Source organism: Bacteroides sp. HF-162, assembly GCF_015679285.1.
Classification (GTDB): Bacteria; Bacteroidota; Bacteroidia; order Bacteroidales; family Bacteroidaceae; genus Bacteroides; species Bacteroides uniformis.
The window spans coordinates 251,186-266,624 of the sequence record NZ_CP064937.1; the positions used below are offsets into that span (position 1 = coordinate 251,186).

General features: G+C 42.9%; 11 protein-coding genes and 1 tRNA gene. 6 read left to right on the forward strand and 6 right to left on the reverse strand.

All coding sequences use genetic code 11. The features are described 5' to 3' along the window. Positions 1-9: 9 nt before the first annotated feature. The gene (locus ITJ87_RS01005; protein ID WP_117966998.1) at positions 10-1,341 is read left to right on the forward strand and encodes a DUF5125 domain-containing protein; all 1,332 of its coding nucleotides are present in this window, start codon (positions 10-12) and stop codon (positions 1,339-1,341) included. A 93-nt stretch (positions 1,342-1,434) separates the two neighbouring features. Here ITJ87_RS01005 and ITJ87_RS01010 read toward each other — a convergent pair whose 3' ends face one another. Together ITJ87_RS01010 and ITJ87_RS01015 are read right to left on the reverse strand one after the other, a co-directional pair. After that, positions 1,435-1,779 carry a hypothetical protein gene (locus ITJ87_RS01010; RefSeq protein WP_117601294.1) on the reverse strand — a complete coding sequence of 115 codons (345 nt, stop codon included), beginning with the start codon at positions 1,777-1,779 and terminating at the stop codon, positions 1,435-1,437. Then, complete coding sequence (locus ITJ87_RS01015; RefSeq protein ID WP_005824736.1) at positions 1,776-2,084, reverse strand: septum formation initiator family protein; 309 nt, start codon at positions 2,082-2,084, stop codon at positions 1,776-1,778. Before ITJ87_RS01015 ends, ITJ87_RS01010 begins: the two co-directional genes overlap by 4 nt. Before the next feature lie 142 nt (positions 2,085-2,226). Between ITJ87_RS01015 and ITJ87_RS01020 the strand changes: the two genes are divergently transcribed. The 4 genes from ITJ87_RS01020 (at position 2,227) to ITJ87_RS01035 (ending at position 8,420) form a co-directional block, all read left to right on the forward strand. Beyond that, the gene (locus tag ITJ87_RS01020; protein WP_117967039.1) at positions 2,227-4,041 is read left to right on the forward strand and encodes a DNA polymerase III subunit gamma/tau; all 1,815 of its coding nucleotides are present in this window, start codon (positions 2,227-2,229) and stop codon (positions 4,039-4,041) included. 142 nt (positions 4,042-4,183) lie between these two features. Continuing rightward, positions 4,184-6,055: a sensor histidine kinase gene (locus ITJ87_RS01025; protein ID WP_117967001.1), complete on the forward strand. Its 1,872-nt coding sequence runs from the start codon at positions 4,184-4,186 to the stop codon at positions 6,053-6,055. After that, positions 6,052-8,013: a HAMP domain-containing sensor histidine kinase gene (locus ITJ87_RS01030; protein WP_117967004.1), complete on the forward strand. Its 1,962-nt coding sequence runs from the start codon at positions 6,052-6,054 to the stop codon at positions 8,011-8,013. The genes ITJ87_RS01025 and ITJ87_RS01030 overlap by 4 nt, the downstream gene beginning before the upstream one ends. 236 nt (positions 8,014-8,249) lie before the next feature. Beyond that, a complete protein-coding gene (locus ITJ87_RS01035; protein ID WP_005834872.1) occupies positions 8,250-8,420 on the forward strand; it encodes a DUF362 domain-containing protein in 171 nt (56 codons plus the stop codon). A 383-nt stretch (positions 8,421-8,803) separates the two neighbouring features. On the opposite strand, the gene ITJ87_RS01040 is transcribed toward ITJ87_RS01035, so the two are convergent. The 4 genes from ITJ87_RS01040 to ITJ87_RS01055 form a co-directional block, all read right to left on the reverse strand. Further along, positions 8,804-9,997: a pyridoxal phosphate-dependent aminotransferase gene (locus ITJ87_RS01040; RefSeq protein WP_117967007.1), complete on the reverse strand. Its 1,194-nt coding sequence runs from the start codon at positions 9,995-9,997 to the stop codon at positions 8,804-8,806. 81 nt (positions 9,998-10,078) lie between these two features. Continuing rightward, on the reverse strand, positions 10,079-11,293 hold the full coding sequence (locus ITJ87_RS01045) for a bifunctional 3,4-dihydroxy-2-butanone-4-phosphate synthase/GTP cyclohydrolase II (RefSeq protein ID WP_117967010.1): 1,215 nt from the start codon (positions 11,291-11,293) through the stop codon (positions 10,079-10,081). A gap of 14 nt (positions 11,294-11,307) precedes the next feature. Then, positions 11,308-13,209, reverse strand: a complete 1,902-nt coding sequence (locus ITJ87_RS01050) for an LptF/LptG family permease (RefSeq protein ID WP_117967013.1) — start codon at positions 13,207-13,209, stop codon at positions 11,308-11,310. A gap of 77 nt (positions 13,210-13,286) precedes the next feature. Continuing rightward, positions 13,287-13,673, reverse strand: a complete 387-nt coding sequence (locus ITJ87_RS01055) for an START-like domain-containing protein (RefSeq protein ID WP_005824726.1) — start codon at positions 13,671-13,673, stop codon at positions 13,287-13,289. Between the two features lie 256 nt (positions 13,674-13,929). Between ITJ87_RS01055 and ITJ87_RS01060 the strand changes: the two genes are divergently transcribed. Further along, positions 13,930-14,003 (forward strand) — tRNA-Met (locus tag ITJ87_RS01060). Positions 14,004-15,439: the final 1,436 nt, after the last annotated feature.

The following is a 15,439-nucleotide window of genomic DNA, read 5'->3' on the forward strand; positions in this document are numbered from 1 at the left end:
AAGATTATAATGAAAAACTTTAAATACTATCTGATGGCATTGGCAAGCATAGCCATGCTGAATGCCTGCAGCGATGACGATCCGGTTCCCGGCAACCCGACAATGGACTTTCAGGCAGAACCTTCTTCAGCCTTGTTCGGCGACAGTCTGCCTTTTACAATCAAAGCTTCGGACGCAGATGTACCTCTTTCTACACTGAAAGCACAGTTATACTTCAGTGACGAAATGGTTTCCGAAACTGTAATCCGTACCAAAGTTAGCGGACAAGAGTATAACGGGAAAATATATGTTCCCTATCTGGCAAACATTCCCAACGGAACAGCTACACTGAAGTTTATCCTGCAGAACATCAACTTTACGATTACAGAAAAAAACTACGACGTGGCGCTGAGTCGTCCGGACTTCCCCTACCTGACTCTGATTTCCGGAGACCAAGAATACCGCATGGAAAAAGTCGCAGCCAATCAGTATAGTGTGACCAGTGAATTTGCACAAAAAGTGAAAGGTTACATCAAAGCTCCTAAAGTAGGCGCCAACGGCAATGAAATCAATTTCGGATGGAGTAACGGTGCCATCACACAAGGTACTTCCAGTGAGATTACTTTCTCCAGTCTGTCAGCCGGGAAGTATTCCATCTCCTTCAACACGCTGACTTATGCGGCCGCCCCTTTCGTGAAATTGTTACTGAACGGCTCTGAAATGGAAATGGTGGATGATAACCATTACAGCATCGACCTCAACCTGAAACAAGGGGACAACATCACCGCAGATATTCCCAACTTCAACCAGTACTGGATAGATCCCGACTTCTTCAAAAAGAATGAAGACGGTTCACTGAAATTTTTACCCATCGACGGAACTTACCGTATCATTGCCAATCTGGACCTAAATTATTTGGAAGTATTGAAAATGAACGGAACAAGTACCGATACACTGAACGATGACGGAACCGGTGCCCTTTGGATTATCGGTGATGGCATCGGTAAGCCCTCAGTAGCAACCAATGCCGTAGGTTGGACCACAGAGAAAGGGCTCTGCATGTCACAGATTGAAGCAAAGAAATATCAGGTGACGGTAGTAGCGGGAGAGCAAATCAAATCAGATGACATCAACTTCAAGTTCTTCCACCAGCAAGGTTGGGGAGGTGAATATAAAAACGATGCCTTGTCTACCACCAGTGACCTAGTATTTATAGGTGACGGTACCAATGGACGTGATGCCGGCAACTTGGGACTCGTAAAAGGCAAAAGTTTGGAAAACGGTGTTGCTTACCGGTTCACTGTTGACGTAACGGCAGGTATCTCTTCGGCAGTTCTGACAGTAGAAAAGGTAAAAAGATAGACGGATAACGCAGAAGATTAACTAAATGAGAAAGGGGCTGGCTCTATAAAAGAGTTCAGCCCCTCTTGTTTATGCAGAATATATGTTCCGGATTTAGCTTAAACCTTCTTTCGCCTCCTCTTGTGGAATACGTACCGAAGTGTAAAGCTCAAGAATGGCGGCTATCGTCAGAGACACAATCCATTCATTGCCCCTTGTAAAGAGCATGAATGCCCCCGTAAGCACCAGCAAAAGTGCACCGAATATTTGCTGCCGACGCAGGCGTTTGACGGTGGGACTTTTACACTTGGACGGAGAATTGATTTGTGCCAAAGCAACCATCGTAGCACCGACAGTATATATATAAGGTGAAAGAGGCCAGCCCGTAATATAAACGGCAGCTCCAGCCAGGAGCATCACGGCCCCTACTGCAAAAAGGGCGGGTATCAGTTGTTTCATTCTTCTATATCTTCTTCAAATACATAAATATCCTCATTGGGCTTTTTCATCAGATACTTCTCACGGGCAATCCGTTCGATGGCACCGGAGTCGACGGCAAGTTCATTGAGCCGTTCGGTATTCTCCTCGTATTCCTTGCGGTACTTTTCTATTTCATCGCGCAGACGGCTTTCTTCCCGGGCGTAACCCAAACGGCGTACAACACTGTTCTCATCCAGGAACCCGATAATTACAGCAAACAACGCAAGCGTAATCAAATATTTATGCTTGCGGACAAAAGACCAGAGAGAAGCAAGTTTATCCATCTCGTTATCTACTATTTAGCAATTTATCATTCATGATGGAACTTGCCCATCATATAACTTCACGTCACAAAGATAAGAGGAATAACCGAAAGATTTCTTTTTTTTGTGTACATTTGCACAAAAAGCAAAGAATATCCCGAATATGGAAAACTATATCGTATCTGCACGGAAATATCGTCCCTCGACCTTTGAGTCTGTGGTAGGCCAACGTGCACTGACCACTACCTTGAAGAACGCCATTGCCACCGGAAAATTGGCGCATGCCTATCTTTTTTGCGGTCCGAGAGGCGTGGGAAAAACGACCTGTGCCCGTATCTTTGCTAAAACAATCAACTGCATGAGTCCCACAGCAGACGGTGAAGCATGCAACCAGTGTGAATCCTGCACTGCCTTCAATGAGCAACGCTCCTACAATATCCATGAACTGGATGCCGCCTCAAACAACTCTGTAGATGACATCCGCCAATTGGTGGAGCAGGTACGCATTCCACCTCAGATAGGTAAATACAAAGTATATATCATTGACGAGGTACATATGCTGTCCACCTCGGCTTTCAATGCTTTCCTGAAAACACTGGAAGAGCCTCCACGCCATGCCATATTCATCCTTGCCACTACCGAGAAGCACAAGATACTGCCCACCATCCTTTCACGCTGCCAAATATATGATTTCAGCCGGATTGGTGTGGAAGATACCGTAGCACACCTCGCATATGTCGCCTCCAAAGAAGGTATCACTGCTGAACCGGAAGCGTTGAATGTCATTGCCCTCAAAGCAGACGGCGGTATGCGCGACGCACTATCCATCTTCGACCAGGTGGTAAGCTTCACCGGAGGACACATCACCTATAAGAGCGTGATTGAAAACCTCAATGTGCTGGACTATGAATACTACTTCAAACTAACCGGATTCTTTCTTGAGAACAAAATCAGTGACGCGTTGCTATTACTGAATGATGTGCTCAACAAAGGCTTCGACGGCAGCCACTTCATCACCGGACTTTCATCCCACCTGCGCGACTTGCTTGTCAGCAAAGACCCGGCGACACTGCCGTTGCTTGAAGTGGGCGCAAGCATCCGCGAACGTTACCAAGCACAAGCACAGCAATGCCCCCTCCCTTTTCTTTACCGTGCCATGAAGCTCTGCAACGATTGTGACCTGAACTACCGTGCCAGTAAAAACAAACGGCTACTGGTAGAGCTTACTCTGATACAAGTGGCACAACTGACCGCCGAGGAGGACGACGGTACCAATGGGCGCAGCCCTAAACAAGCTATAAAACCCATATTCACGCAGCCTGCCGCCGTTCAGCAGCCACAAGCCACTACTGCCATGCCCCAACAAACTGTACAGCCGGCAGTACAACCAAACAGAACTCCTCAACCTGCTGCTACGCAGCATGGCAATACTACAACTCCACATGCTACACCTGCTGCCATATTAATGGCACAAGGGAGAGAAGAGAAAAAAATTCCGGTCATGAAAATGTCCGGATTAGGGGTATCCATCAAACGCCCCCATATAGAAGAGGAACAAAGAAACCCTTCATCCAACTCTACTGCCGCCCACCAAGCAGCACAACCAGAAGAGGACTACATCTTCAATGAAAGGGATTTGAACTATTACTGGCAGGAGTATGCCGGACGTATGCCCAAGGAGCAAGTAGCCATAGCCAAGCGCATGCAGAACATGCGCATCACTTTAATAAATGACACAACTTTTGAGGCTGTAGTAGACAATGAAATCGTTGCCAAGGAATTTACCGGCATGATACCCACTCTGCAAAATTACCTACGTACCCGGCTAAAGAACCGCAAAGTCACCATGACTGTCCGGATTAGTGCTCCTACTGAAAAGGTACGTGCCTACGGACGCGTTGAAAAATTCCAGATGATGGCACAAAAGAACAGTGCCCTACTACAACTAAAAGAAGAGTTTGGTTTGGAACTGTATTAATTCCTTCCAATCGACTGCATAAAGTTGCTAACAAATTGAGTATAAAGGAGAAAAAAGCATCTATTTAATTTTTTATTTACTCATTTATATTTATTTTTGCCAATAATAAACAAAAGAGGCAAACAAACATTTGAGAACAAAAATGATTATATGGATGCTATTGGGGCAGCTATTGTATACTTCTGTCTTATCAGCACATACAATAGCCAATCAAGAAAAGCAGAGTATTCTGCAATCATTGGTCAAAAGACAAGTTCTCTATGATGACTCCATATCCATAGACAGCGTCATTACGTGGAGTGAGCAACTTCTTCCCACCCTACAATCAAATGAAGATAGAACGACGTATTTTCTATTACAACTTCAATTGGCCAATGCCTACACATTGCGCGGCGATATCAGCTTAGCAACGAACCGGGCACAACTTATGTACGAAGAAGCCAAAGCTACAGACTACCAATTTGGTATGGTAGTGGCCAACCAGGCCATTGGAGACGCCTATAACACAATAGCCAACATGGGGGATAAAGCCCTGGAATCATACCAGGATGCTTTGACTGAACTATCCAACATTTCAGACCAGCATCCATATAGGGCACAGCTTCTTTTAAAAATGTCCAACGTTCTGCAACGGAAAGGACGTCTGGAAGAAGCAGAGAAAATCCTGGAAGAGCTGGAAAAAATATTATATCAAGAGCCTGACTACCCGACAGACTTCTTTTTCTGCATCGAAAAGACGAATTTTGCCATTTCCCATGGGCACCTCTCACAAGACTATCTTGATGAAGCAAACATCTGGCTCCACAAAATAGACTCCATTTACCAACTGCACCCAGAAAAGTTCTACCGGTTTCACTTGGATTATACCACTGCTGCCTACTATAGAGCCATGGGAAATTTGGACAAACAATACTGGAAACAAGCTCTGGACATCTACTCCAAATTGCAAGCAGAATACTCCGGTAATAAACGCTCCACTTATTACCGCTGGACTTCGCTGGAAAAAATCTATCTCTGCAAAATACAAGGCATGGCCATGGAAGCCTGCCGAATCTACCAGGAATTGTATCCTCCTATAGATACACTCGCTTCACAAAACTATATCCGGCAAATCAATACGATAAAGGCAAAATACCAGGTAGATAAGATAGAGACGGCCAGCAATAACGAATACAATAAAATCATAACCAGCATATTGGTAGGAACGATGGCATTAGTAACGTTATTTGTTCTACTTGCCATCCTACTCAAAAGGCAGCGGGAAAAGGTGAAGCTCTCCACCCAAAAACTGGCAACATCACGGATAAATGCCGAAAATGCCATGCGTGCAAAAAGCGTGTTCCTCTCGAACATGAGCCACGAAATCCGTACCCCGCTCAATGCGTTATCGGGCTTTTCATCCCTATTGACGGAAGAGGGACTGGACGATGAGACACGCCGTCAATGCAATGAAGTTATCCAACAGAACTCAGAACTATTGCTGAAGCTTATTAACGACGTGATAGATCTATCGAGTCTTGAATTCGGCAAACTGCAATTCTGTATTGTACAACATGATGCCGTAAGCATATGCAGAAATGTGATAGACACTGTGAATAAAGTGAAACAGACACAAGCTGAACTTACATTCACCACCGAGCTGGAAGAAATGCCCATCGAGACTGACGACTCACGCCTGCAGCAAGTCCTGATTAACCTACTGATAAATGCTACCAAATTTACCCCACAAGGCAGCATTGTCCTAAAGCTGGAAAAAGAAACGGACGATACCGTACTATTCACCGTAACAGATACCGGTTGCGGCATTCCCAAAGACAAGCAAGCCAACATTTTCCAACGTTTTGAAAAGCTGAATGAGAATGCTCAAGGCAGTGGGTTGGGACTCTCCATATGCCAACTTATCATAGAGCATATCGGCGGACAAATATGGATTGATTCAGAGTATACCGAAGGCTCACGTTTCTGTTTCACCCACCCCATAAGCCAGACAGGCAGAAAGGAGCATAAGAAATGAAACAGATATTTACATTGCTCATTGCCTTATGCTGGCTATTACCGTCCGCACACGCAGATGTGCGACGGGCAGAAGTCAAGGATAGCCTGCTACGTATATATCTAGCCTCTCCAGCCGATACCACCAGATTGAGAACTCTATATCAGATAGCACTGCTTGACCAACTGTCACCGACATTCATCTATTACGAGAACAAATTACTGGAAGAGACCATCGCTCAGAAAAATGTACATTACCAGAGTGCCGCCATATATGCGCACATTATTTATTACTACAATCTACTGGACCAAAAACGTGCAGAACAATGGCTGAGGAGGCTCGAACAGTTGTCTGAAGAGCACAACTACTACCGCCATTACTTCAGAGGCAAAAAGATGATGATAGAATGCTATATCATCAGCCAGAAGATTGAATTAGCCCTCAAACAAGCACAAGACATGTACGACAAAGCTCAAAGTCTCGGCAACCATGACGGTATGCGCGAAACATGCCTATGCCTGATGACCGGATATTTCAATACCTTACGTTACAAAGAAGGAATCACCTACCTGAACAAGGCTTTTGAACTGACAAATCCGGACTCCTCCCTTGCCACTCAGATTGATTTATTGACAAAAGCGGTACTGGCTTACTCATATCTGCATGACAATGGCAACATGTTCCGGTATCTGGAGGAACTCAACAATGCCAAAAATAGATTGCAGGAAGAAGGCACCACCGTACTGACAAACGGCTATACCAATTTGTATCTGCTCATAGATTTACAATACGCCCTTTACTATACCCGCCTTCAACGGCCTGCGGAAGCATGGGAATATTTGCAGCAATCAGAACGGCATCTCAGTACATCTTCATTTCTTCCTTATCGGTTGATACGTTTGGCAGCATATGCCGAATATTACCAACTGACAAAAGAATACGACAAAGCGTTGGCTTATTTAGAAGACGCCATTGAACTTGTAACCCCTATTTCACTGGATGATGCCATGATTTATGGACTTCAGAAAGCGGATATACTAGTAAAGATGGGGTTTCCGGACGACGCACTTCCTATCTATAAACAAATAACCAAGGCAAGAGATTCGTTATATACAGTATTCTCCACCTCACAGATAGAACAGATACAAAGCCTATATAATATGGACCAACTGCTTCTCCAAAAAGAACAGCGGCAAGCCAGTTTTCACCGTATCTGTCTGGTCACCTCCATTATCATCATTATAGCCTTGTTACTTTTCAACCTACATATGTATAGAAGCAGGAAGCGGCTGCAACAAGATGAGAAGGAAATGCGTAAATTGGCAATTATTGCCGAAGAAGCCAACGAAGTAAAAAGCCGTTTCCTTGCCAATATGAGTTATAATATCCGTATTCCACTGAACAATGTAGTCGGTTTCTCCCAACTGCTTTCCACCGACAACGAGCTGGATGAAGAAGAGCGAAAAGAGTATTCCGGTATTATCCAGGCCAATTCGGGTGAGCTTATCCAACTGGTAAACGACGTATTGGACCTCTCACGCCTGGAAGCGAATATGATGAAATTTCAATTGCAGGATTGTTATGTAAAAGAATGGTGCAACGAACTAGGTTTTCTAATACAAATGCGCAGTGAAGGCCATATCCTCCTGAAACTACAAGTGGAGGTAGGAGATGCGCGTATCCATACCGACGTCAACCGCCTTACACAAATAGTGACAAGTATGCTGCTTTATCCGAACGACTGTAAAGAAACGCGCAAAATCAGCATGTTCTTGGTCAACCATCCGGACAAACACATCATAGCATGCCGGATAGAGAACAGCCCGATAGCCGATCCCAGGTTTGCCTCTCAAAAAGTATCAGTGCAACAGAAAATCAACCAGTTGTTCTTTGAACATTTCAAAGGTACCTATCAAACCGAGAATGTCGAAGAAGGAGAAATCGCAGTGATTACTTTTACCTATCCGACTCTTTCTTAAAAGCTGAAAACCTGCTTAAGTTCCAGCTAAAGCCAATAGTATCAGAGCAATTCGTTTACGAAGTTCAAAAACGAACATTTTTCAGTCTCTGCAGTATGCTATGCCGCTTTCTCGACTCCTTATTTAGACGACATACAAATTATACGTTTTTAATCAAGATTGATAGCAAGTAATAAAGAAAACCACTATTTTTGCCGAACGAATTAGTACTAATAATAATTTAAATCTAAAAGAAAATGGCTTACGTAATTAGTGACGATTGTATTGCTTGCGGAACTTGTATCGACGAGTGTCCGGTTGGCGCTATCTCTGAAGGTGATATCTATCATATCGACCCTGAGACTTGCACAGAGTGTGGTACTTGTGCAGATGTTTGTCCTTCTGAAGCAATTCATCCGGGAGAATAATACAATCCCAGTATCAAAAACAAAAGCGTGGGCAGATAAACTGCCTGCGCTTTTTTATATCCCCCACGTAAGATTCAGTACCTTCAAACCCTTCATTGTTATTTTCTATATACGGATAACACATTAGTTCACAGACATGAACACTTTGTTCCATAAGTAGAAAACAAAGTGTTCATACTGTAGAAAACAAAATGTTCGTACAGTATAAAACAAAGTGTTTATACTGTATGGAACAGAGTGTTCGCTATAATGAAACAAAGTATTTGCCATAATGAAGCAGAGTGTTTGCCATAACAAAACGAGCAGTCCGCTTTGATGAAACGAACTGCTCGTGACAGCATGACAGATGTCTTGCTAAAATAAGTTTGTAGAAGAAGTTAGAATCACTTCAGATTAGCCAGTGCTTCTTTTATACGACGGATAGCTTCAACTATATTTTCATCGCTGGTTGCATAACTCATACGAATGCATTCAGGAGCTCCGAAAGAAGCACCGCCTACGCAAGCCACATGAGCCACTTCCAACAGATACATGGCCAAATCATCTGAATCATTGATTTTACGTTCGCCGGCAGATTTACCGAAGAATGAATCGCATTTAGGGAACAGATAGAAAGCACCTTCCGGTACATTCACCTCGAAACCCGGAACTTCCTTGGCCAACTTTACAATCAAATCACGACGACGCTCGAAAGCCTTGCGCATTTCCTCCACCGGAGCTTGTGTACCCGTATAAGCAGCCTCAGCAGCCTTCTGAGATACAGAACAAGGACCGGAGGTATACTGTCCCTGCAATTTATTGCAAGCCTTCACAAGCCATTCCGGACCTGCAATGAAACCGATACGCCAACCAGTCATTGCATATGCTTTGGAAACACCATTCACAATGACCGTACGCTCTTTCATTTCAGGGAATTGTGCTATGCTCTGATGCTTGCCGATATAGTTGATATGTTCGTAAATCTCATCGGCAATCACAACAACCTGCGGATACTTTGCCAATACTGCGGCCAGGCCTGCCAACTCCTCCTTGCTGTACACCGAACCCGTAGGGTTAGAGGGAGAGCAAAGAATCAGCGCCTTTGTCTTCGGGGTGATGGCAGCCTCCAGCTGTGCAGGTGTTATCTTAAAGTCCTGGTCGATACCGGCAGGTACGATAACCGGCGTACCCTCAGCCAACTTTACCATTTCCGGATAACTGACCCAATAGGGAGCAGGTACAATTACTTCGTCACCCGGATTTACCAATACCAGGATTGCATTGCAAACCGACTGCTTGGCACCATTGGCGCAAGAAATTTGTGCGGCGGTATATTCCAGACCGTTTTCCTTCTTCAACTTCTCTACAATTGCATTACGCAAGGCAGGATAACCCGGCACTGGAGAATAGCGAGAAAAGTTATCGTCTATCGCCTTTTTCGCAGCCTCTTTAATGTGGTCGGGAGTATTGAAGTCCGGTTCTCCCACACTCAGGTTAATTACGTCTACGCCTTGAGCCTTCAGCTCTGCGCTCTTTTGAGACATAGCCAGTGTCGCAGAAGGCGACAAACTGTTTAAACGATCTGATAATTGGTTCATTTTGTTACTATTTAATGATTGTTACGCAAATCCGGTTGCAAAATAAGCGATTTTCTTTGATATAAGAAAACAAAAAGACAGTTACTTATTGAAATGAAGTGTATGTCCCATACGTTCTTTCTTGGTACGGAGATAACGCTCGTTGTATGGATTCGGAGTAGTCTCAATAGCTACGTTCTCCGTTATTTCCAAACCGTAAGCCTCCAAGCCTACACGCTTCACGGGATTATTGGTCATCAGCCGCATTTTGTGCACTCCTATCTCACGAAGAATCTGGGCACCTACACCATAATCACGCTCGTCTGCCAGATGTCCCAGGCAAATATTAGCTTCTACAGTATCCATGCCTTCTTCCTGCAATTTATATGCTTTCATTTTTTCCATCAGACCAATGCCGCGACCTTCCTGATTCAGATATACAACTACCCCCTTACCGGCTTTCTCTATCATCTCCATTGCCTTATGCAGCTGCTCGCCACAATCACAGCGTTTGGAATTGAATATATCACCAGTGGCACAAGAAGAATGTACACGCACCAGAATCGGTTCATCCAATTCCCAAGTACCCTTGAACAAAGCTACATGCTCCAAACCGTTCGACTTCTGGCGGAAAGGAATCAAACGGAAATGACCGTGGTCTGTAGGCATATCCACTTCCACTCCTTTTTCTACAATAGACTCCTGCTTCAAACGGTAGGCAATCAAGTCACGGATGGAAATCAATTTCAAGCCAAATTCATCTGCCATTCTACGCAATTCGGGCAAACGAGCCATTGTACCATCCTCATTCATTATTTCCATAAGGGCTCCCGCCGGATAAAGTCCAGCTAAACGTGCCATATCAATAGCCGCCTCCGTATGTCCAGCACGGCGCAACACACCTTTCTCCTGGGCATACAACGGATTAATGTGGCCAGGACGCCCGAAAGTGGCCGGAGTAGAAGCCGGATCGGCCAACGCCTGGATAGTAGCAGCGCGGTCTGCCGCAGAAACGCCAGTACTACAGCCTTCCAATTTATCAACAGTAACTGTGAAGGGAGTACCCAATACAGAAGTATTATCCGATACCTGATGCGGCAAATCCAGTTCCTTGCAACGCGAAACTGTAATTGGAGCACAAAGCACACCGCGGGCATGTTTCAACATAAAGTTTACTTTCTCCGGTGTAATCTTCTCTGCTGCAATTATCAAATCACCCTCATTCTCACGGTCCTCATCATCCACAACAATTACAAAGTTACCGGCTTTGAAGTCTTCAATGGCCTCTTCTATCGTATTCAACTTTACATTTTCCATAATCTATTTTGTTTTTATTTATTCTGATCTCTTTCTATGATTCCAATCACATCTTCATTTGTCTTGATAATCCGCTCCATATCCTTATTCAGACGGATACGGAATGCCCAGATACGGAAATAAAAGAACAAGCCTATCGGGAAAACAATACCGCAGAGCAAGTTTAACCAATAATTGCGGAACGGACGGACATGCGCATGGACGGGGATGACCGGATAGGTGTTCAGCGCTGTCAACAAAGTAACGGATCTTGTATTCGACATCTCATCTATCAGACTCTCCAAACGTTCGTTAATATCTTCCACTGCCTCATCCTGGCTATCAGTCATCCACAATTTAAAGTAATTGGGAGCACGTTTCAACCCCTTTCTATCAGCATATTCACGACAGTCTACGGACAAAGCCTTCAGTTCTTCCGGAATACGTGTATAATCAGGGTCATGGATGATTACTTCCTTACGGAACAGATGGCGTACACTGCGAATGCCCACGACCTTCTTGAACCAATTTATATAGGCATCAGCATTCAATACCACTGAATCATTGTTGGATTTATATGTCAAGAACGCACCCAATGGGGCCAAGACAGCAGTACTGGTCCACATACCCATCCAGACAACCCACTGTCCGTCACGGGCCATCTTATACCCTGTATTGTTGATGATGTAATAGATAATAAAAATCAATACAGAAACCACCACCGGCATTCCCAAGCCTCCTTTACGGATAATTCCTCCGAGTGGCGCACCAATAAAGAAGAAGATGAGACATGCCAGAGAAAGAGTCAGTTTCTCATGCCAGGAAGTCATGTGCCGTCGAAGGCTGCTTTCAGTCTGCGATATATTAAAGCTCTTAAAACTCCAGTCACTCCCCGCACTCTCTGCACGGCTGACGGCCGTGGATATAACCTTCTGTTTCTGCATCAGTGTAGCCACATTGTAGAGGCTGTCTACATTGTACTCCCCTAAATAGGCCTTTTCAATCTTCAATGTATCTTCTTTAGACAAGCTGGCTGTCACCTTATAAGTTCCTGCCATAGCTTCTTTATAATAACCACGCCCCACACTGTCATTCTGCAATTTCATGGAGTCAATGTCCGCCTGCAGCATTTTCATATCCTTACTGTTGGACTGATTACTCATGATACCTGCATCCACCATATTGAAATCCGAATTGAACTCAATGATTGCATGCTTTTCGCGGAATGTCTCACGCCGGTAAGGCACATTCCTTTGGTTCATGTTCTGCGATTTCAAATTCTCAAACTGCTCACCACTGTATAAATGCAAATATAAATGCTGTTTGTCAGCCGTCATCTCCAGACGTCCCGAATCAGACTTGATAATTTGAGCATTCTCAAAACCTTTCTCAAAATTATATATCAGTACGTCATACAGCATACCAGTTTTGCGGTTCTTATGCTTCACATACAGATTATAACCATCTATTTCATCGTAGAACACACCTTCAGGAATATCCACTTCGGGAGACTTCTGCTTCATGGAAATAAGCAAAGTCCATAATTTTGTTTGGGCTTTTGGTCCTATGACATTTTGGAAATAGAAAGAGACACAACAGATGAAACAAATAAAGATAATCAGTGGCCGCATGATTTTCAATAAAGAAATACCGGCCGCCTTCATGGCAAGCAATTCAAAACGTTCTCCGAAATTTCCAAAGGTGATAAGGGCAGCCAGCAGAATAGCCAGCGGCAACGACGCAGGTACCAACGAAAGCGCAGAATAAAAGAAAAACTGTGCAAGGACAGTCATCTCCAATCCTTTTCCTACCATTTCGTCCACATACCTCCATAAAAACTGCATCATAAAGATGAAGAGGCAGATGAAGAAAGTACCCATAAAGAGCATGCAAAAGCTCTTCAAAACAAATATATCTAACTTTTTTATGCGCAGCATTTTACTCGTTTCATGCAATGAGAGCACAAAAGTAGTACAAAAAAAGGGAGTACGGGAAATTTTTAATCTAAAGTTAACTAAAAACCACAAGTTCTTCGCAAAGTATCCACTTGCGATTCCCATAATTCACGCGAATCACCCACCTCGTCTATATCGGCAAAGTCTGTTATCTCCAATACGAAATCATTGGTCAACTCATTGTTTGTCATCTTCAGTTCAAAGTATTCTCGCTCGTTCTCATCGTCCAGCCAGCGGAAGCGGATGAATGAATACGCCCGCACGGCAATAATCTCGGCATCACGTTTTTCTGTTTTTCCCCAAAAAAAGGTTACTGTTTTATCGTCTGACTGAACCCTATCAGCAAACCAGCCCTCCAAACCAGTAGGGGTACTTATCGCTGCCCAAAGAATACTTTTAGAAGTCGCATTCAAGAGATATTCCAAATGTATTTTCTTTCTTTCCATAGTCTATTCTGCTTTTTATTGCGCCAGCCAAGATAAATACTTTTTTCTAATTACAGAAAATAAATCATCAAATTTATTTATACCTCCCTTTCCATACACCCCTAATTCATTGATAATGTTATACAAAGACTTTTAATAAAAAGTACTGCAAACCACTTCAGCACCCTATCAGCAAAAGAAAAAGCAGAAAATATCCATAAAAGTTTTGGCAATTTAAATAAAAGCTATATCTTTGCACCCGCAATCGAGAAATGATGGCGGGATAGCTCAGCTGGTTAGAGCGCATGATTCATAATCATGAGGTCCCCGGTTCAATCCCGGGTCCCGCTACTAAGCCGAAAGGCTTGTAAATTAGGCAATTAGGAGGCTTCCACTCTTGGTTGTCTTTTTTGTTTATAAGGGCATTTGCACAGATTTTGCACGAATTTCGATGTAAAGCACTGATAATCAATGAAATCGTAGGATAATTCTACTTTAAAATCTCTTTCTTCTGTTTTCTTTTCGTTGCTTGGCTTTTCTTAACGGTAATGTTCGAGACAAGACTTAAGATGTCCAATGATGAGGCTTGAATCACAATAAAATCATTCTCAAATGATTTTATTGCACGAAATCTTGCACAAATGAATATGAGAAAAGAGATAAGCTACACACCGGTAATTACCTCTTTTCATCGCGATAAAATTGAGTAAGAAGTACATATCTTACAATTTTCTTGTTTTCATGTAATATTACTATCGACAACCAGCTTTCAAGCAAAAGCACTTTCAAACAGATTAAGCATATTCAAGTTATAAAGTCATACCTCATAAAAGAACATCTCACCATTAAGTGATTTGATAATCGACTTTCAAGCAAAAGCACTCTCAAGCCAATTAAGCATATTCAAGTTATAAAGTTATACCTCATGAAAGAGCATCTCACCGTTAAGTGGTTTGATAATCGACTTTCAAGCAAAAGCACTCTCAAGCCAATTAAGCGTATTCTGGTTATAAAATCATACCTCATAAAAGAACATCTCACCATTAAGTGATTTGATAATCTATTTTCAAGCAAGAGCACTCTCAAGCCAATTAAGCATATTCAAGTTATAAAGTTATACCTCATAAAAGAACATCTCACCATTAAGTGATTTGATAATCTATTTTCAAGCAAGAACACTCTCAAGCCAATTAAGCATATTCAAGTTATAAAGTCATACCTCATAAAAGAGCATCTCACCGTTAAGTGATTTGATAATCGACTTTCAAGCAAGAACACTCTCAAGCCAATTAAGCGTATTCAAGTTATAAAATTATACCTCATGAAAGAGCATCTCACCGTTAAGTGATTTGATAATCGGCTTTCAAGCAAAAGCACTATCAAAGCCAATTAAGCGTATTCTGGTTATAAAATCATACCTCATAAAAGAGCATCTCACCATTAAGTGATTTGATAATCGACTTTCAAGCAAGAGCATTCTCAAGCCAATTAAGCGCATTCAAATTATAAAGTTATACCTCATGAAAGAGCATCTCACCGTTAAGTGATTTGATAATCGACTTTCAAGCAAAAGCACTCTCAAGCCAATTAAGCGTATTCTGGTTATAAAATCATACCTCATGAAAGAGCATCTCACCGTTAAGTGATTTGATAATCGACTTTCAAGCAAGAACACTCTCAAGCCAATTAAGCGTATTCTGGTTATAAAATCATACCTCATAAAAGAACATCTCACCATTAAGTGATTTGATAATCTATTTTCAAGCAAGAGCACTCTCAAGCCAATT